Source organism: Kitasatospora misakiensis (assembly GCF_042656005.1).
GTDB classification, from domain to species: domain Bacteria; phylum Actinomycetota; class Actinomycetes; order Streptomycetales; family Streptomycetaceae; genus Kitasatospora; species Kitasatospora misakiensis.
This window is the reverse complement of record NZ_JBHSOF010000010.1, coordinates 126634-143745: the sequence shown is the minus strand read 5'-3', so window position 1 is coordinate 143745 and position 17112 is coordinate 126634. Positions and strand designations below refer to the sequence as shown.

General features: G+C 73.2%; 15 protein-coding genes. 2 read left to right on the top strand and 13 right to left on the bottom strand.

What is annotated here, in order from left to right:
• Window positions 1-15: 15 nt before the first annotated feature.
• Window positions 16-1674: an aa3-type cytochrome oxidase subunit I gene (gene ctaD, locus ACFP3U_RS11200; protein ID WP_380225239.1), complete on the bottom strand. Its 1659-nt coding sequence runs from the start codon at window positions 1672-1674 to the stop codon at window positions 16-18.
• A gap of 293 nt (window positions 1675-1967) precedes the next feature.
• On the opposite strand from ctaD, the gene ACFP3U_RS11195 reads away from it, so the two are divergent.
• The gene (locus ACFP3U_RS11195; RefSeq protein WP_380225201.1) at window positions 1968-2453 is read left to right on the top strand and encodes a DUF7144 family membrane protein; all 486 of its coding nucleotides are present in this window, start codon (window positions 1968-1970) and stop codon (window positions 2451-2453) included.
• A 167-nt stretch (window positions 2454-2620) separates the two neighbouring features.
• Here the strand turns inward: ACFP3U_RS11195 and htpX are convergent, their stop codons facing one another.
• The 11 genes from htpX to ACFP3U_RS11140 all read right to left on the bottom strand — a co-directional run bounded on the left by htpX (window position 2621) and on the right by ACFP3U_RS11140 (window position 13903).
• On the bottom strand, window positions 2621-3484 hold the full coding sequence (gene htpX, locus ACFP3U_RS11190; RefSeq protein ID WP_380225200.1) for a zinc metalloprotease HtpX: 864 nt from the start codon (window positions 3482-3484) through the stop codon (window positions 2621-2623).
• Window positions 3485-3637: 153 nt separating this feature from the next.
• Entirely contained in the window at window positions 3638-5290 is a 1653-nt protein-coding gene (locus tag ACFP3U_RS11185; protein ID WP_380225199.1) for an NADH-quinone oxidoreductase subunit N, read from the bottom strand.
• A 2-nt stretch (window positions 5291-5292) separates the two neighbouring features.
• On the bottom strand, window positions 5293-6849 hold the full coding sequence (locus tag ACFP3U_RS11180; RefSeq protein WP_380225198.1) for a complex I subunit 4 family protein: 1557 nt from the start codon (window positions 6847-6849) through the stop codon (window positions 5293-5295).
• Window positions 6850-6905: 56 nt separating this feature from the next.
• Window positions 6906-9017 carry an NADH-quinone oxidoreductase subunit 5 family protein gene (locus ACFP3U_RS11175; protein WP_380225197.1) on the bottom strand — a complete coding sequence of 704 codons (2112 nt, stop codon included), beginning with the start codon at window positions 9015-9017 and terminating at the stop codon, window positions 6906-6908.
• Entirely contained in the window at window positions 9014-9391 is a 378-nt protein-coding gene (nuoK, locus tag ACFP3U_RS11170) for an NADH-quinone oxidoreductase subunit NuoK (protein WP_380225196.1), read from the bottom strand. The genes ACFP3U_RS11175 and nuoK overlap by 4 nt, the downstream gene beginning before the upstream one ends.
• Window positions 9391-10086 carry an NADH-quinone oxidoreductase subunit J family protein gene (locus ACFP3U_RS11165; RefSeq protein ID WP_380225195.1) on the bottom strand — a complete coding sequence of 232 codons (696 nt, stop codon included), beginning with the start codon at window positions 10084-10086 and terminating at the stop codon, window positions 9391-9393. Before ACFP3U_RS11165 ends, nuoK begins: the two co-directional genes overlap by 1 nt.
• Window positions 10083-10655 carry a NuoI/complex I 23 kDa subunit family protein gene (locus ACFP3U_RS11160; protein ID WP_380225194.1) on the bottom strand — a complete coding sequence of 191 codons (573 nt, stop codon included), beginning with the start codon at window positions 10653-10655 and terminating at the stop codon, window positions 10083-10085. Before ACFP3U_RS11160 ends, ACFP3U_RS11165 begins: the two co-directional genes overlap by 4 nt.
• Window positions 10652-11611, bottom strand: a complete 960-nt coding sequence (gene nuoH, locus ACFP3U_RS11155) for an NADH-quinone oxidoreductase subunit NuoH (protein WP_380225193.1) — start codon at window positions 11609-11611, stop codon at window positions 10652-10654. The genes ACFP3U_RS11160 and nuoH overlap by 4 nt, the downstream gene beginning before the upstream one ends.
• Window positions 11608-12798 (bottom strand): NADH-quinone oxidoreductase subunit C, encoded by a 1191-nt coding sequence (locus tag ACFP3U_RS11150; RefSeq protein WP_380225192.1) that lies wholly within the window; start codon window positions 12796-12798, stop codon window positions 11608-11610. Before ACFP3U_RS11150 ends, nuoH begins: the two co-directional genes overlap by 4 nt.
• On the bottom strand, window positions 12795-13496 hold the full coding sequence (locus ACFP3U_RS11145; RefSeq protein WP_380225191.1) for an NADH-quinone oxidoreductase subunit B: 702 nt from the start codon (window positions 13494-13496) through the stop codon (window positions 12795-12797). Before ACFP3U_RS11145 ends, ACFP3U_RS11150 begins: the two co-directional genes overlap by 4 nt.
• Entirely contained in the window at window positions 13487-13903 is a 417-nt protein-coding gene (locus ACFP3U_RS11140; RefSeq protein ID WP_030304700.1) for an NADH-quinone oxidoreductase subunit A, read from the bottom strand. The genes ACFP3U_RS11145 and ACFP3U_RS11140 overlap by 10 nt, the downstream gene beginning before the upstream one ends.
• Window positions 13904-14309: 406 nt before the next feature.
• Here ACFP3U_RS11140 and ACFP3U_RS11135 point away from each other — a divergent pair, with 406 nt between their 5' ends.
• Window positions 14310-15449: a sensor histidine kinase gene (locus ACFP3U_RS11135; RefSeq protein ID WP_380225238.1), complete on the top strand. Its 1140-nt coding sequence runs from the start codon at window positions 14310-14312 to the stop codon at window positions 15447-15449.
• Window positions 15450-15718: 269 nt separating this feature from the next.
• Here ACFP3U_RS11135 and ACFP3U_RS11130 read toward each other — a convergent pair whose 3' ends face one another.
• Complete coding sequence (locus ACFP3U_RS11130) at window positions 15719-16804, bottom strand: S1C family serine protease (protein WP_380225236.1); 1086 nt, start codon at window positions 16802-16804, stop codon at window positions 15719-15721.
• Window positions 16805-17112 lie beyond the last annotated feature (308 nt).

Here is a 17112-nt window from a genome sequence, read left to right as displayed (position 1 = left end):
GTAAAGGACCGGGAATCAGCGCTGTGGTTCGCGGGCGTTCTGCCGCCGGTCGAGTTCGGCGATCGCGGGGTGGTGGAGGTCGAAGGCGGGCGACTCGGAGCGGATCCGGGGCAGGGTGACGAAGTTGTGCCGGGGCGGCGGGCAGGAGGTGGCCCACTCCAGGGAGCGGCCGTAGCCCCACGGGTCGTCGTCGGTGACCCGCTGCCCGTACCGGGCGGTGTGCCAGACGTTGTAGAGGAACGGCAGGGTGGAGATGCCGAGCAGGAAGGAGCCGATGCTGGAGACGGTGTTGAGCGTGGTGAAGCCGTCGGCGGCGAGGTAGTCGGCGTACCGGCGGGGCATGCCCTCGGCGCCGAGCCAGTGCTGGACGAGGAAGGTGGCGTGGAAGCCGGCGAAGAGGGTCCAGAAGTGGATCCGCCCGAGTCGCTCGTCGAGCATCCGGCCGGTGAACTTGGGCCACCAGAAGTGGAAGCCGCCGAACATCGCGAAGACCACCGTCCCGAACACCACGTAGTGGAAGTGCGCGACGACGAAGTACGAGTCGGAGACGTGGAAGTCGATCGGCGGGGCCGCGAGCAGCACCCCGGTGAGGCCGCCGAAGAGGAAGGTGACCAGGAAGCCGACGGTCCACAGCATCGGGGCCTCGAAGCTGAGCGAGCCCCGCCACATGGTGCCGATCCAGTTGAAGAACTTCACCCCGGTGGGCACCGCGATCAGCATCGTCATGACCGAGAAGAAGGGCAGCAGCACCTGCCCGGTGACGAACATGTGGTGCGCCCAGACGGTGATCGACAGGCCGGTGATGGCGACGGTCGCGGCGATCAGGCCGGAGTAGCCGAAGACCGGTTTGCGGCTGAAGACCGGGATGATCTCGGTGACGATGCCGAAGAACGGCAGCGCGATGATGTAGACCTCCGGGTGCCCGAAGAACCAGAACAGGTGCTGCCAGAGCAGCGCCCCGCCGTTGGCCGCGTCGAAGGCGTGCGAGCCGAACCGCCGGTCGGACTCCAGGCAGAGCAGCGCGGCCGCCAGCACGGGGAAGGCGAAGAGCACCAGGACGGCGGTGAGCAGGGTGTTCCAGACGAAGATCGGCATCCGGAAGAGCGTCATCCCCGGTGCCCGGAAGCAGATGATCGTGGTCACGAAGTTGACCGAGCCCAGGATGGTGCCGAAGCCGGAGAAGGCCAGGCCCATGATCCACAGGTCGGCGCCGAGGCCGGGGCTGTGCTCGGCGCTGTTGAGCGGCGCGTAGGCGAACCAGCCGAAGTCGGCCGCGCCGTCCGGGGTGAGGAAGCCGTAGACGGCGATCAGCGAGCCGAACAGGTACAGCCAGTAGGCGAGCGCGTTCAGCCGGGGGAAGGCGACGTCGGGGGCGCCGAGCTGCAGCGGCATGATCCAGTTCGCGAACCCGGCGAACAGGGGGGTCGCGAACATCAGCAGCATGATCGTGCCGTGCATGGTGAAGAGCTGGTTGAACTGCTCGTTGGAGAGCAGTTGCCGCCCGGGGCGGGCCAGCTCGATCCGCATCAGCATCGCCATCAGCCCGCCGAGCAGGAAGAACAGGAAGGCGGTGGTGAGGTAGAGGGTGCCGATCCGCTTGTGGTCGGTGGTGGTGAGCCAGCCGACCAGGGCCCGGCCGCGCCGGCGGCGGGCGGCGGCGCGGCGGCGTTCCAGCCTGGGGGCGCGCGGCCGGCGCGGGGGCTGCTCCACGGCGTCCTTCGGCAGAAGAGTCACGCGCTGCGCCTTCCAGGTCCGGGCAGGGGTCGGACCAGCAGTACCGGCCGGCGGTCCGGGACGGCCGGGGGCGCGCGGGGCGGGTCACCCGAACAGGCGCGCTCCGGTTGCCGGGGGGCGGCGGCAGGCGGACGGTCGAATCCCGGACATCCGTTCGAGTGGGTTCCGGGATGGCGGCCCCGATTCGGGGCAGCCCGGACCGGGGCCCGAGGACCCGGATTCAAGGAGGTCCCATGAGCAGCACCACGCCGCCGACACCGCCGACGCCCCCGTCGTCGGGTGCGACGCCGCCACCCGGGCAGCCGGCCGGCTCGGCCGCGCCGCCGCCGTCACACCGCGGCACCAGCGGCTGGGTCACCGGCGGGGTGCTCTTCGCCGGTGTGCTGATGATGATGACCGGCGTGCTCGACGTCACCCGGGGCATCATGGCGATCGCCGAGGACGACGTCTTCGTCGCCACCCGGAACTACGTGTTCGAGTTCAACCTCACCGGCTGGGGCTGGATCCACCTGATCATCGGCGTGCTGATCGCGGTGACCGGCTTCTTCGTCGTCAGGGGCGCCACCTGGGCGCAGTACGCGGGTATCGGCCTGGTGGTGCTGGGCGGCATCGAGAGCTTCCTCTCGCTGCCGTACTACCCGCTCTGGTCGGTGATCGTGCTCGCGCTGGACGTGTTCATCATCTGGGCGCTGTGCACCAACGCCCAGACGAAGTACTGACCGCGGACCGGCCGTCGGCGGCGCTCCCGAAAGGGGGACCGCCGGCGGCCGGTCACGTCCGCCCGGTACCGGTCAGGCCCCGGCCCGCCGGGTGAGCGCGATGCGGAGCGGCACCGCCACCGCCGTCACCGGCGCGGCCCTGGCGGTCGCGGCCGACCGGGTCGGGCTCAGGCCCGGTGGCCCGCCATCCGCTCCAGCCGGGCGATCCGCTCGGCCATCGGCGGGTGGGTGGAGAAGAGCTTCGCGCCGGCCTCGCCCGGCCGGAACGGGCTGGCGATCATCATGTGGCTGGCGGTCTGGATCTGCGGCTCCGGCGGCAGCGGCAGCTGACGGGTACCGGCCTCCAGCTTGCGCAGCGCACTCGCCAGGGCCAGCGGGTCGCCGGTGATCCGGGCGCCGTCGGCGTCGGCCTGGTACTCGCGGGAGCGGCTGACGGCCAGCTGGATCAGCGAGGCGGCGATCGGGCCGAGGATCATGATCGCGAGCAGCCCGAACAGGCCAGGCCCGTCGTCGTCGTCACTACGGCCGAACGGGATCAGCCAGGCGAAGTTCACCAGGAACATCACCACCGAGGCCAGCGCGCCGGCCACCGAGGAGATCAGGATGTCCCGGTTGTAGACGTGGCTCAGCTCGTGGCCGAGGACGCCGCGCAGCTCGCGCTCGTCGAGCAGCTGCAGGATGCCGTCGGTGCAGCAGACCGCCGCGTTGCGCGGGTTGCGCCCGGTGGCGAAGGCGTTCGGGGCCGGGGTCGGCGAGATGTAGAGCCGGGGCATCGGCTGGCGGGCCGAGGTGGAGAGCTCCCGGACGATCCGGTACAGCTGCGGTGCCTCGATCTCGCTCACCGGGCGGGCCCGCATGGCGCGCAGGGCGAGCCGGTCGCTGTTCCAGTAGGCGTAGGCGTTGGTGCCGAGGGCGACCAGCAGGGCGATCACGAAGCCCGTACGTCCGAAGAAGGAGCCGATCACCAGGATCAGCGCCGAGAGGCCGCCGAGCAGGGCGGCGGTCCTCAGTCCGTTGTGCCGGCGGTGCACGGGTGGCCCTCCAATGGTGCGTGGGGAAGCCCTTTCTGCCTCGTCCCTCCTGCCCGCTCAACGGGTGGGGGACGGGGCCTTGTTCCCTTGTGACCAGCGCGACACCCGACCGGGGGGACCGGCCGCCACCTCGGCGCATCCGCCGGGCGGGGGTCAGAACAGCGAGCCGCCAACCACCTGGAGCACCAGCTGAGGGGCCACCGAGAGCACCACCGCCGCCGAGGCGGTGAGCCCCAGGGCGGCCGTCAGCGGGACCGGCAGGCGCCGCTCGGGGGCCGTCCCGGCGACCGGGGCCGCTGCGGTCGACGCCCCCTCCGACGCACCCTCCGCCGGGGCGAACAGCAGGGCGGTCCAGCGCAGGTAGTAGTACAGCGCGACGACCACATTGACGGCCATCACCACGGCGAGCCAGCCCAGCCCGGCGTCGACGGCGGCGCGGAACACCACGACCTTGCCGAACAGGCCGATCACACCCGGCGGCAGCCCGGCCAGGCAGAGCAGGAAGAACGCCAGCGCCAACGCCGTCCAGCGGCGCCGCGCGAACAGGCCGCGGAAGTCGTCCAGCCCGGCCCCGGCCCGGCGGCCGACCGTCGCCACCACGCCGAAGGCGCCGAGGTTGACCACGCCGTAGATCAGCGCGTACGCGGCGGTGGCGCCCAGCGGGTCGGTCGTGGTGGGCGCGTAACCGGCCGCGGCCAGCGGGACCAGCAGGTAGCCGGCCTGGCCCACCGAGGACCAGGCGAGCATCCGCACCGCGCTGAACCGGGTGTCGAAGCGCTGGCGCAGCGCGCCCACGTTGCCGGCCGTCATGGTGACGGCGGCCAGCACCGCGAGCGCCAGGCCCCAGGTGTGTGCGTACGGGCGGAAGGCGATGGTGGTGGCCAGCGCCAGACCGGCCAGACCGGCCGCCTTGCCGACCACCGAGAGGTAGCCGGCCACCGGCAGCGGGGCGCCGGTGTAGGTGTCCGGCACCCAGAAGTGGAACGGGACGGCGGCGACCTTGAAGGCGAAGCCGACCAGGGTGAGCACGGCCCCCGCCTCGGCCAGCGGCTTCAGCTGCGCGGGCGCGTGCTCAAGGCCGGTGCCGACGGCGCCCAGGTGCAGGCTGCCACTCGCCGCGTAGACGAAGCCGATGCCGAGCAGCATCACGGCGGTCGCGGTGACGGAGGAGAGGAAGAACTTGAGCGCGGCCTCGGCGCCCCGGCCGTCCCGGCGCAGGGCGACCAGGGCGAAGGCCGGCAGCGAGGTCACCTCCAGGGCGATCACCAGGGTGGCGAGGTCGCGGGAGGCGGGCAGCAGGGCGGCGCCCGAGGCGCTGGAGAGCAGCAGGAACCAGTACTCGCCGCCCGGCAGCCGCTCCTCGTCCACGGTGTGCGCGGACAGCAGCGCGGCGATCAGCGCGCCGCCGAGCGCGAGTAGCTGGAAGACCAGGGCGAAGTGGTCGGCGACGTAGGAGCAGCCTGCGTTGTCAGTGGCCCCTGTTACGTTCTGCGCACAGAAGGTGGCGCGGGGTGATCCACCGGTGAGCGGGAGGAGCGAGACGATGGCGAGGGCGAGTCCGGCGGCGGTGAGCCGGCCCAGCCACTTCTTGTGGTGCGCGGGCAGGAAGAGGTCGGTGACCAGCACGGCGAGGGCGGCCAGTGCGGCGATCAGCGGGGGCGCGATCGCCACCCAGTCCACGGACTGGATCAGGCTGCCCGGGTTGGCGACGGCGAGGGAGGTCACAGTGGTCTGCCCCGTGGAGTGAGATCCGAGTGCGGTGCCGAGCGTGGAGCCGAACGTGGTGCCGAGTGCGGTGCCGAGCATGGTCAGCCACCCCCGAGGAGGTGCTTGACGGCGGGGTCGGAGAGGCCGAGCAGGAGCGCGGGCCAGAGACCGGCGAGCAGGGTGAGGGCGGCCAGCGGCGTCCAGCTGACGGCCTCGTAGGGGCGCAGGTCGGCGAGCTCGGCCACCGGCGCGGGCTGCTTGGGGTCGCCCATGCAGACGCGCCTGACCACGATCAGCAGGTACGCGGCGGTGAGGAGGGTGCCGAGACCGGCCAGGACCATGTAGGTGACGAATGCGGGGCGCGAGAGGCCGTCGGCCGGGTCGAACGCGCCGAACATCGCGAGCAGCTCGCCCCAGAAGCCGGCCAGCCCGGGCAGGCCGAGGCTGGCGACGGCGGCGAAGGCGAGCAGCGCGCCGATCCGCGGCGCCCGCCCGTAGAGGGCGGCGCCGGTGGTGCCGGCCAGGGTGTCGAGGTCCGCCGTGCCGTAGCGGTCCTTGAGCGCCCCGACGAGGAAGAACAGCAGGCCGGTGATCAGACCGTGCGCGATGTTGGCGAACAGCGCGCCGTTGACCCCCACCGGGGTGAGGGAGGCGATGCCCAGCAGGACGAAGCCCATGTGGCCGACGGAGGAGTAGGCGATCAGGCGCTTGAGGTCGCCCTTGGCCCCCGTCCGGGCGAGCGCGAGGCAGGCCAGCGAGCCGTAGACGATGCCGACGGCGGCGAAGGCGCCCAGGTAGGGGGCGAGCGTCGTGGTGCCGTCGGGGACGACCGGGAGGAGGACCCGAACGAGGCCGTAGGTGCCCATCTTCAGCAGCACGCCGGCGAGCAGCACGGAGCCGACCGTCGGGGCCGCCGTGTGCGCGTCCGGGAGCCAGCTGTGCAGCGGCCAGGCGGGGGCCTTGACCGCGAGTCCGACCATGATCGCCAGGGCGGCGATCACCTGGGTGGAGTGGCTCAGGCCGGAGCCGTGGGCGGCGGCGAGGGCCTGCATGTCGAAGGTGCCCGCCTTGCCGCCGACCAGCAGGAAGCCGAGCAGCATCACGGCCGAACCGAGCAGCGTGTACAGGATGAAGCGGTTGGCGGCCGGCACCTTCGCGCCGCTCCCCCAGCGGGCGATCAGGAAGTACATCGGGATCAGCACGATCTCGAAGGCCAGGAAGAACAGCAGCAGGTCCAGCACCGCGAAGGTGGCCAGCATGCCCACTTCGAGGAGGAGGAAGAGCCCGGCGAAGGCCCGGGCCGAGGGCACGCCCTCGCCGGACGGCAGCCGCCGCTCCGAGTACAGCGCGCAGAGGAAGGTGAGCAGCGAGGTCAGGACGATCAGCGGGAGCGAGACGCCGTCCACCCCGAGGTGGAGGCGCACGCCGATGGCCGGGATCCAGGCGACGTCGGTGGTGGCCTGCATCCGGGCGGGCTGGTCGTGGTCGAAGCCGGCCGCCAGGACGACGGTGAGCACCAGGACGGCGCCGGTCACCACCGTGCTGAAGCGCAGCGCGCGCCGGTCGGCGGCGGCCTGGTCCGGGCCGAACACCGGGGCCAGGGTGAGCGCGGCGCCGAGCAGCGGCAGCGCCAGGAGGGCGATGAGGACCGCGTTCATCGGGGACTCCTAGCGACAACCACGACAGCGGGCGGGGACGGGAGGTACGGCATCGGCTACACCGCCACCAGGACGGCCAGCAGGACGACGCCGGCGAGCAGCGCGCTGAGGTAGGTCTGCGCGTTGCCGGTCTGCGCGAGCCGGACGACCCGGCCGAGCAGGTCGGCACCGGCGCCGCTGCCGCGCACGTAGGTCTCCACGACCTCGCGGTCGAGGAAGCGGACGAGCCGGGCGGCGGCCTCGACCGGGCGGACGAACAGCGCGCTGTAGAGCCGGTCGACGCCGAAGCCGTGCCGGGCCGGGCCGAACAGCGGGCCCAGCAGGGCGCGCCCGGGATCGGCGACGATCACCTCGGCGGCCGGGGCTCCGGCCTGCTCGGGCACCCGGCCGGGCTCCGCCGGGGCGGGCAGGCCCTCGGTGAGCCGGGCGGTGGCCGAGCGCCAGGCGCCGTACGCCAGCAGCGCGCCGACCACGGCGAGGCCGGTGCCGGTGACGACGGTGACCGCGGAGGGCCGCAGCGAGCCGCCGTCCAGCAGCGCGGGCAGCCAGTCCGAGCGCAGGCCGGCGACGCCGAAGCCCATGGTCGGCACGGCCAGCACCCAGAGCGGCCAGCGCATCGCGGGCGGCTCGGCGACGGCCGGGTCGGCCTCGTCGAGCTCGGGCGAGTACGGCGCGTCGGGCTCGTGGTCACCGACCACGGTGGCCCGGTCGGCGGTGACCTGGTCGACGGCTGCCCGGTCGGCGGCGGCCTGGCCGGGCCCCGCGGCGGGCAGCACCGCGGGGGCCGCCGCGGCCGCGCCCGCCGGGCTGTGGAAGGCCACCAGGAACAGCCTGGCCGCGTACGCCGCCGTGAGCAGCGCGGTGAGCCCGGCCGAGATCAGCACGATCCAGCCGGCCGCCTGCGGCACCGCCGAGGCCGGGCCGAGGCCGTTGGTCAGCGCCTCGCCGTTGGCCGCGTGCTCGGCGGCGGTCAGCACCGCCTCCTTGCTGAAGAAGCCGGCGAACGGGGGCAGGCCGACCAGGGCGATCAGCGCGATGGCCGTCGTCCAGTAGGCGTCCGGGACGCGCTTGCGCAGCCCGGGCATCCGGGACATCGCGGAGATCGAGTTGGTGTGCGCGGCGTGGATCACCACACCGGCGGCGAGGAACAGCAGCGCCTTGAACGCGCCGTGGCTGACCAGGTGGAACACCGAGGCCTCGCGGTCGCCGCTGGCCAGCGCGCCGGCCATGTAGCCGAGCTGGCCGACGGTCGAGTAGGCGAGCACCCGCTTGAGGTCGTCCTGGGCGAGCGCGCAGAGCGCCGAGCCGATCATGGTCACGGCGGCCATCACCGCCAGGACCACCAGCGCCGCCCCGGAGAGCAGGAAGACCGGCAGCAGCCGGGCCACCAGGTAGATGCCGGCGGCGACCATGGTGGCGGCGTGGATCAGCGCGGAGACCGGAGTCGGGCCGGCCATCGCGTCCGGGAGCCAGGTGTGCAGCGGGAACTGCGCGCTCTTGCCGGCCACCCCGGCCAGCAGGAGCAGCGCGACCAGCGTCGGGTGGCCGAGCCGCCCGTCGGTGGCGGCCCGCAGCACGTCCTCGATCCGGAAGCTCCCGGCGTCGGCGCCGAGCAGGAAGACGCCGAACAGGAACGGCACGTCGCCCAGCTTGGTGACCAGGAAGGCCTTCAGCGAGGCGGAGCGGGCGTCCTCGGTCTCCCAGTGGTGGCCGATCAGGAAGTACGAGCAGATGCCCATGACCTCCCAGCCGACCAGCAGCACGATCAGGTCGCCCGAGTAGACGACCAGGAACATCGCCGCCGTGAAGAGCGAGACCAGCGCCGCGTAGGAGGGGTAGCGCGGGTCGTCCTTGAGGTACGCGGTCGAGTAGACCTGCACGCAGGTGGCGACCAGGCCGACCAGTACCGAGATCAGCGAGCTGTAGCCGTCCAGGTGGATCGCCAGCGAGATGTCCGGGCCGCCGGTCGGGGTGAGCCGGGTGGCGGCGTCCAGCGTCTGGCCGGTGCCCAGCTGCAGCGCGACGACCAGGGCCAGCACGGCCGAGACGGCGACCGGCACGATCGCCAGCGGCCGGGCCAGTCCGGGCACGCGCCGGCCGGTGGCCAGGGTGGCGGCCGCGCCGAGCGCGGGCAGGGCGGGGACGAGGGCGGGCAGGGCGAGGTTCATGCGGCGGCCTGGCCCTTCAGCGCCTCGGTCCCGACCGGCGCCTCCTCGACGTCGGCGGTGGTCTCGGCCGGGTCGCCGAGCGCGGTGGCCCGGTCGATGTCCGCCGTGCCCCGGGCCCGGAACAGCAGCAGGACGATGGCGAGCCCGAGCCCGATCTCGGCGGCGGCGATGGTGATGGTGAACAGGGTCAGCGCCTGGCCGGCGTGCAGCGAGTCGCGCAGCCAGGTGTCGAAGGCGACGAGGTCGAGGTTGACGGCGTTGAGCATCAGCTCGACGGACATCAGCACCAGGATGACGTTGCGTCGGGCGAGCACGCCGTAGACGCCGACGCTGAACAGCAGCGCGGCGAGCACGACGGGGTAGGCGAGGTGCATCAGCTCTCCTCCGCCGGGGCGGTCTCGGGGGCCTTCGCCCCGGGCGCGACAGCAGCCTCCTGGGCGACCGTCCGGTTGGAGCCCACCGGCCGGCCGGCCCGGATCCGCCCCGCCCGGGGCGTCGGCACCCGCTTCCCCGCACCGCGCGACAGCACGATCGCGCCGACCAGTGCGGCCAGCAGCAGCACCGAGAGCGCCTCGAAGGGCAGCACCCAGGTCCGGAACAGGCTCGCGCCGGTCACCGCCGCCGAGCCGCCGCCCGCGCCGAGGTCGATCCAGGACGTCCGGAAGGCGTCCACGACCAGCGTCACCAGGGTCCCGGCCGAGGCCAGCGCCACCACCAGGGCGACCCAGCGGTTCTTCGAGTCGGCGTCCGGCGAGCGCCCGATCGGCGCCTTGGTGAGCATCAGCCCGAACAGCACCAGCACGACCACCGAGCCGAGGTAGATCAGCACCTGCACCCAGGCGATGAACTCGGCGGTGAGCAGCAGGAACTCCACCGCCAGCCCGCCGAGCGCGGCCACCAGCCAGAGCGCGGCGTGCACCAGCTGCCTGGTGGTCACGGCGACCACGGCCGAGCCGAGCACGGCGATGCCGACCAGCAGGAAGACGATCTCCACCCCGGTCGGGGAGAGGAACGAGCGCGCGGCCGGGTCCAGCGACCCGGTCGCGGCGAGCAGGGTGGTGGCACTCACGCGGTGTCACCCTTCTCCTCGGCGGCGTCGGCCTCCGCCGCGGCCACCGCGGCGGCCGCGAGCTTGTCGGCGGCCTTCCGCGCGGTGGCGATCTCCTTGGGCTCCTCGGCCGCCGGGTCCAGCGCCGGCGGCACCGGGACCGTCCACATCCACTCCCGGAGCCGGTCCCGCTCGTGGGTCAGCTCCAGGATGTCGGTCTCCGCGTACTCGAACTCGGGCGACCAGAACAGCGCGTCGAACGGGCACACCTCGATGCAGATCCCGCAGTACATGCAGAGCGAGAAGTCGATGGCGAACCGGTCCAGCACATTGCGGGTGCGGGCGCGCGCGTTCGGGTCGGCGGCCGGCAGCGTCTCCTTGTGGGAGTCGATGTAGATACACCAGTCCGGGCACTCACGGGCGCAGAGCATGCAGACCGTGCAGTTCTCCTCCAGCAGCGCGATCACCCCGCGCGAACGCGGCGGGAGGGCGGGCTGGGTGTCGGGGTACTGCGCGGTGACGGTCTTCCTCGTCATCGTCCGCAGCGTGACGGCCAGGCCCTTGGCCAGACCCGCACCGGGGAAACTCATGAGATCGCCACCTTGATGATGCCGGTGAGGGCCAGCTGGGCGAGGGCGAGCGGGATCAGCACCGTCCACGCGAATCGCATCAGCTGGTCCTCGCGCAGCCGGGGGTAGGTGACCCGCAGCCAGATCACCACGAAGGCCAGCGCGAAGGTCTTCAGCAGGGTCCACAGCCAGCCGAGCTGGTCCGGCAGCGGGCCGTGCCAGCCGCCGAGGAAGAGCACCGCGGTCAGTCCGGAGACCACCAGGATGCCCACGTACTCGGAGAGCAGGAACAGCGCGAAGCGCAGACCGGTGTACTCGGTGTACGCGCCGAAGATGATCTCCGAGTCGGCGACCGGCATGTCGAACGGCGGGCGCTGCAGCTCGGCCAGGCCGGCCGTGAAGAACACGAAGGCGCCGATGATCTGCCACGGGATCCAGTACCACTCCCAGGCGTCCACGATCCCGGGCAGCGAGAGCGTCCCGGCGGCCATCGCCACGGAGGCCGCGGCGAGCACCATCGGCAGCTCGTAGGACATCAGCTGCGCGGCCGTGCGCAGACCACCGAGCAGCGAGAACTTGTTGGCCGAGGCCCAGCCGGCCATCAGCTTGCCGATCACGCCGACGCCCATGACGGCCAGCACGAAGAACAGGCCGGCGTCGATCGCCTGCCCGACGAAGCCGTCCGGGCCGACCGGGATCGCCAGCAGCACGAAGAGGTACGGCAGCAGCGAGACGGCGGGCGCCAGCTGGAAGATCCGCCGGTCGGCGCCGGCCGGGACGATGTCCTCCTTCTGCGCGAACTTCACGCCGTCCGCGATCAGCTGCGCCCAGCCGTGGAAGCCGCCGGCGTACATCGGGCCGAGCCGGCCCTGCATGTGCGCCATCACCTTGTGCTCGGTCTGGCCGATGATCAGGGGGAGGGTGAGGAAGACGACCAGCGTGGCGACGCAGCGCAGCACCGTGTCGAACAGGTTCACGCGCCGTCTCCGTCCTGGCCGGCCGACTCGGCCGGCGGCTCGCTCGTCTTCTTCTCCCCGGCCCCCGGCTGCTCCTCGGCACCCGGCCCGACGGGCTTCGCGGGCTCGACGGCCGGCTCGACGGCCGGCTCGACGGCCGGCTCGACGGCGGGCCGCTGCGGCTCCTCGTGGGCCGGCACCGGGTTGTGCCAGGGCGCGTCGGCGGACTGCGTCCGGGACGGCGCGGTCCGCGCGGGCCCGGCGTCCGGAGCCGCGGCGGTCTCACCCGCCTCCCCGGCCGCCTGGCTCACCGAGCCGTCGGAGACCGACCTGGTCCGCCGGGGCCGGTCGGCCCGCACCGGGGGCGCGGCCGGCGCGGCGGCACCCTCGACGGGGGCCCCCTCGGCGGCGGCCCCCTCGCCCGGAGCGGCGGCCACCTGGCTCGCCGACCCCTCGGAGACCGACCTGGTCCGGCGCGGACGGTCCGCCCGCACCGCGGCGGCGCCCTCAGCCCCGGCCCCGGCCGCGCCCGCGTCTGCACTCGCGGCACCCGCACCCGCGGCTCCCGCAGCCGCCGCACGCGGCGTGCGCGCCGCGCCGGCCGCCCGGGCGTCCCCGGCGGGCCGCTCGGAGACCGGCGGCAGGGTGCCCTTGAGCGGCCCCCACTCGTTCGGGTCCGGCACACCGGCCGGCTGCATCTTGCGCCGCGCCGGCCCGTCGCCGTGGTCGGACTCGCCCGGCTCCTTGGCGCCCGGCCAGGCCTTGGCGACCCGCGCCGCGAGGACGAACTCCTTGCGCAGCGGGTGCCCCTCGAAGCCGTCCGGCAGCAGCAGGGTGATCAGGTGGGGGTGCCCGGGGAAGTCGATGCCGAACATCTCGTGCGTCTCGCGCTCGTGCCAGGCGGCCCCGGCGTACACCGCGACGGCGGTCGGCAGCGCGGCCCCGTCACGCGGCACCCGGGTGCGCAGCGCCAGGTGGCGCACGCCCGGGGCGTCGACGGCGGCGAGGTGGGCGACCACCGAGAAGCCCTCGGCGAGCTCGTCGACGGCGCTGAGCCAGTCGAAGAAGGTCAGCCCGAGGGTGTCCCGGGCGGCGGTGAGCGCCTCGATCCAGTGCTCGGCGGGCACGTCGACGGTGATCAGCCCGTACGCCTCGGCGCCGGTCGCCCACTCCCCGACCGACGCCGCGTACTGCTCGGCCGTGGTCACGAGACGCCTCCCTCGGCGGTGCCGGAGCCCTCGGTGCCGGAGCCCTCGGCGGTGCCGGAGGAGCCCGCAGCGGTGCCGGGCCCGGGCACCGGCGGACGCCGCAGCGCCGCCGCGGGCGCGGTGTAGCGGCCGGGCAGCGACTCGGCGGCGATCTTCTCCTGGAGCTTGAGGATGCCCTGGAGCAGCGCCTCCGGCCGGGGCGGGCAGCCGGGCACGTAGACGTCGACCGGGATGATCTGGTCGACGCCCTTGGTGACGGAGTAGGAGTCCCAGTACGGGCCGCCGGAGTTGGAGCAGGCGCCGAAGGAGATGACGTACTTCGGCTCGGGCATCTGCTCGTAGAGCCGCTTGACGGCGGGCGCCATCTTGTCCGTCACCGTCCCCGAGACGATCATCAGATCGGCCTGCCGGGGGCCCGGCGCGAAGGGAATGACACCCATCCGGATGAAGTCGTGCTTGGCCATCGACGCCGCGATGAACTCGATCGCGCAGCAGGCCAGACCGAAGTTGAAGCACCAGAGGCTGTAGCGCCGCCCCCAGTTGAGGACGACCTTGACCGGGTCCGGCGCCAGCCGGGCCAGCGGGCCGATACCGCGCCGCTCGACGGCGGCACCGGGGTGCGACGGGTCCGGCACGCCCAGCGGAACCGGACCGCCGGAGGCGCCGTGCCCGTGCGAGTGGGTGTGCGTCACGTCCATTCGAGAACGCCCTTCTTCCAGGCGTAGAGCAGTCCGACCGCGAGGAACCCGATGAAGACGAACATCTCGATCAGCGTCCCGGCGCCGTATCCGGCGGAGGCGAAGACGGTCGCCCACGGGAACAGGTAGATCGCGTCGACCGCGAAGATCACGTACAGGAAGGCGTAGACGTAGTAGCGGACCTGGGTGTGCGCCCAGTCCTCCCCCACCGGATCCACGCCGCACTCGTAGGCGAGGAGCTTCTCCGGCGAGTACACCACCGGCCGCAGCAGCCGGTTGGCGGTGAACGCCACCGTCACGAAGAGCACGCCGACGACGGCGAGCAGGCCCATCGCGGCGTACGCGTCGAAGTAGCCGCTGCCGGCCGCCGGGTCGGCCGCGACCGAAGCCGCCCGCTGCCCCACCATGCCCTCGCCTCCACATCGGCCGCGGAACCCGCCCCTCGGGGCGGTTCTACGACGTTTCCTTTACACGCTCATAACCATCGCCAGTGCGTGAGTCTAAGTGCACGGCCCCCGTGCCCCGCATCCTGCCCGCTCCGCAAGACATCGGATGGACAGCCGGTGGACACCCGGCGACGCGCGGCGGTCAACCCCGCGGTCACCGGAGCGGTTCCGGCCGGGGTGGGGATAACCCCCGGTCGGGGAGACGTATCACCCCCATGGCCCCATCCACACCCGACCGGCCAAGCTATGTGCACAGCTCGACCGAGAGGGACGGTAGACCGAGATGAAGCCAATGGACCGCCGGGCCGGTGACACCGGCCAGGAGCCGCCGGCGCCCGCCGAACGCACCCCGCTGTACGGCTCGCGGATGTGGCGGCAGGTCGGGCGGCTGCTGCTGAACATGCCGCTCGGGATCGCGGGCTTCGTCTTCACCGTCGTGACGCTGTCGATCGGCCTCGCCCTGTCGATCACCGTGATCGGGCTGCCGCTGCTCGCCGCCGGACTGGCCGGCTGCCGGGCGATGGGCGGCTTCGCCCGCGGCCGGGCCCGGTCGCTGTACGGCTCCGAGGTGCACGACCCGGAGCCGGTGCGGCGCCGCCGGCCGGGCGTCACCGGCTTCGCGATCGCCCACCTGACCGACGCCCTCTCCTGGCGCTCGGCCCTGTACAACGTGCTGATGCTGCCGTGGGGCGTGCTGAGCTTCGCCGTGACGCTGGTCTTCGTCCTGGTCGGCTGGCCGGCCCTGCCCTGGGTGATCCGCGCCCAGTCGGCGGTGGACCGGATGCTGGTGGAGACCCTGCTGTACCCGGGCGCGCTCTCCGAGCGGGTCCGCGAGCTGGAGGACGACCGCGGCACCGTCGTCGACACCGCCGCCGCCGACCTGCGCCGGATCGAGCGCGACCTGCACGACGGCGCCCAGGCCCGGCTGGTGGCGCTGGCGATGGACCTCGGCATGGCCAAGGAGCGGCTGCGGGAGACCGAGACGCCGGACGACGTGGCCGCCGCCGCGAAGATGGTGGACAACGCCCACGGCGAGGTGAAGCTGGCCCTCCAGGAGCTGCGCGACCTGGCCCGCGGCATCCACCCGGCGGTGCTGACCGACCGCGGCCTGGACGCGGCGCTCTCCTCGGTGGCCGCGCGCTGCACGGTGCCGGAGGGGGTCAAGGTGCACGTCGACATGAAGGCCTCGGACGGCGGCACCGACCGGCCGGACTCGGCGGTCGAGGGCATCGCCTACTTCACCGTGAGCGAGCTGCTGACCAACATCTCCAAGCACTCCGGCGCCCGCTCCGCCACGGTGGACGTCTGGCGGGCCGGCGAGCAGCTGATGGTCCTGGTCCAGGACAACGGCAAGGGCGGCGCGGCCCCCTACCCGGGCAGCGGCCTGGCCGGCCTGGCCGAGCGGATCCGGGCGGTGGACGGGGTGTTCCTGGTCGAGAGCCCGGCCGGCGGACCGACCACGGTGACCGTCGAACTCCCCTGGCGAACCCGCACCCCCCGCCGCTGAGCCCGCCGCGGCTCCCGGCTGATCGCCGAACACCGCACCGGCGGCGGCCGGGCGAGTAGCCTCCCGCCCCGAGCCGAAGGGGCGCGCCGGTGCCGAAAGGGAGAAGCGAGGACGACGCGACGAAGGAGCGGCGTTGGAGCGCCGACCGTCGGCACCGGACAAAAGCGCCCCGGAGGCGAGCGGGCGAAAACACAGTCCCGGACGGCGGCCGGCCGCGGAACCCTTGCGCGGTGTGCGGCCGGCGGCCGTCCGGGGGTTTCCGGGGGCGCCTAGGGAGTGCCCAGGGTGCCGAGGGTGACGTCGGCGCTCGCGCTCGTGCCGCCCCGGCTGTAGGTCACGGTGGCCTTGCTGCCCGGCGCGAGCGAGGCCAGCGCGCTGGTGAGCGAGTTCAGCGAGTCGACCGGGGTGTCCCCGATCTTGGTGATCACGTCCTCGGGCCGGATGCCGGCCGCGTCGGCCGGGCCGCCCGCCACGACGGCGACCACGACGGCGCCCGCCGGGCGGAAGTTCTGGTCGAAGTAGTTCCGGGCGGTGATGCCGAGCGCGGCCCGGCCGGAGTTGGTGACCTTGCCGTCCTTGATCAGCTGGTCGGCGATGCTGGTGACGGTGGACGCCGGGATGGCGAAGCCGATGCCGGGCGCGGCGGCGCCGTTGGCCTCCGGCTCGGTGGCGGCGAGCGTGTTGATGCCGATCACCTGGCCGTCCAGGTTGACGAGCGCGCCGCCGCTGTTGCCGGGGTTGATGGCGGCCGAGGTCTGCACCATGTTGCCGATGACGGCGCCCGGCGAGCCCCCGCCGCGCGGCTCGGTGACGGTCCGGCCGGTGGCCGAGACGATGCCCTGGGTGACGCTGCTGGCGAGCCCGAGCGGGCTGCCCATGGCGAGGGTGATCTGGCCCAGCTCGACCTTGGTGGAGTCCCCGAAGGCGGCCGGCCGGAGGGCGGAGGGCGGGTTGCTCAGCTTGATCACCGCGAGGTCGGAGTCCGGGTAGGCGGCGACCAGGGTGGCGTCCAGCGGCTTGGTGCTGCCGGCCAGGGTGACGGTGAAGGTGGTGGCGGTGCCGACCACGTGGGCGTTGGTGACGATGTCGCCCTTGTCGTCGTAGACGATCCCGGAGCCGAGGTCGCTCGCGGTGGTGATCTGCACCACCGAGGGCAGCACGTTCTTGATCACCTTCTGGTAGTCGGCCTGGAGCTGGTTGGAGCCGCCCGGCCCGGCGGAGGAGCTCGCGGACCCACCGGCCGACGAGGGCGACGACGACACCACGGAGGAAGAGGACGACGAGGAGGACGACCCACTGCTGCACCCGGCCACCGCGAGCGCGGTCAGCACAGCGACCGCCCCCGGCCCCAGCAGCCCCCGCTCGAAGGCCTTCGGCCCGGTGGGCCGCGGCCCGGCCGGAATCGGACGGGTGGGCTCCTTCTTGCGGTTCACCGTGACGGCCTCCGGATTCCTCAGCACGCGGCCACCCGGGGCCACTCGGACACAACGCAGAGATCTTTGTCAGCATTTCACCGAAATGTCCGATTGCCCGGCTCCGACTCGCCCACGGCGCCGACCCGAAGAAGACGGGCCCCCAGGGCCCGTCTTCGAACCCCCGCCTGCGGGCCGACGCCGGGGCACGCACCTCGACGGCTTCTCGTCAGTCGCCGATGGCCCCCAGC

What these genes read in the sequence shown, in the direction of transcription:
- ACFP3U_RS11175 (WP_380225197.1), bottom strand. Translation starts at nt 9,017, where the DNA reads ATGAACCTCGCCCTGCCCGCCCTCGTCCCCGCCCTGCCCGCGCTCGGC.
- ACFP3U_RS11180 (WP_380225198.1), bottom strand. Translation starts at nt 6,849, where the DNA reads ATGAACGCGGTCCTCATCGCCCTCCTGGCGCTGCCGCTGCTCGGCGCC.
- ACFP3U_RS11160 (WP_380225194.1), bottom strand. Translation starts at nt 10,655, where the DNA reads ATGAGTTTCCCCGGTGCGGGTCTGGCCAAGGGCCTGGCCGTCACGCTG.
- ACFP3U_RS11140 (WP_030304700.1), bottom strand. Translation starts at nt 13,903, where the DNA reads ATGGTGGGGCAGCGGGCGGCTTCGGTCGCGGCCGACCCGGCGGCCGGC.
- ACFP3U_RS11145 (WP_380225191.1), bottom strand. Translation starts at nt 13,496, where the DNA reads ATGGACGTGACGCACACCCACTCGCACGGGCACGGCGCCTCCGGCGGT.
- ACFP3U_RS11135 (WP_380225238.1), top strand. Translation starts at nt 14,310, where the DNA reads ATGTGGCGGCAGGTCGGGCGGCTGCTGCTGAACATGCCGCTCGGGATC.
- nuoK (WP_380225196.1), bottom strand. Translation starts at nt 9,391, where the DNA reads ATGCACCTCGCCTACCCCGTCGTGCTCGCCGCGCTGCTGTTCAGCGTC.
- ACFP3U_RS11185 (WP_380225199.1), bottom strand. Translation starts at nt 5,290, where the DNA reads ATGCTCGGCACCGCACTCGGCACCACGTTCGGCTCCACGCTCGGCACC.
- ACFP3U_RS11195 (WP_380225201.1), top strand. Translation starts at nt 1,968, where the DNA reads ATGAGCAGCACCACGCCGCCGACACCGCCGACGCCCCCGTCGTCGGGT.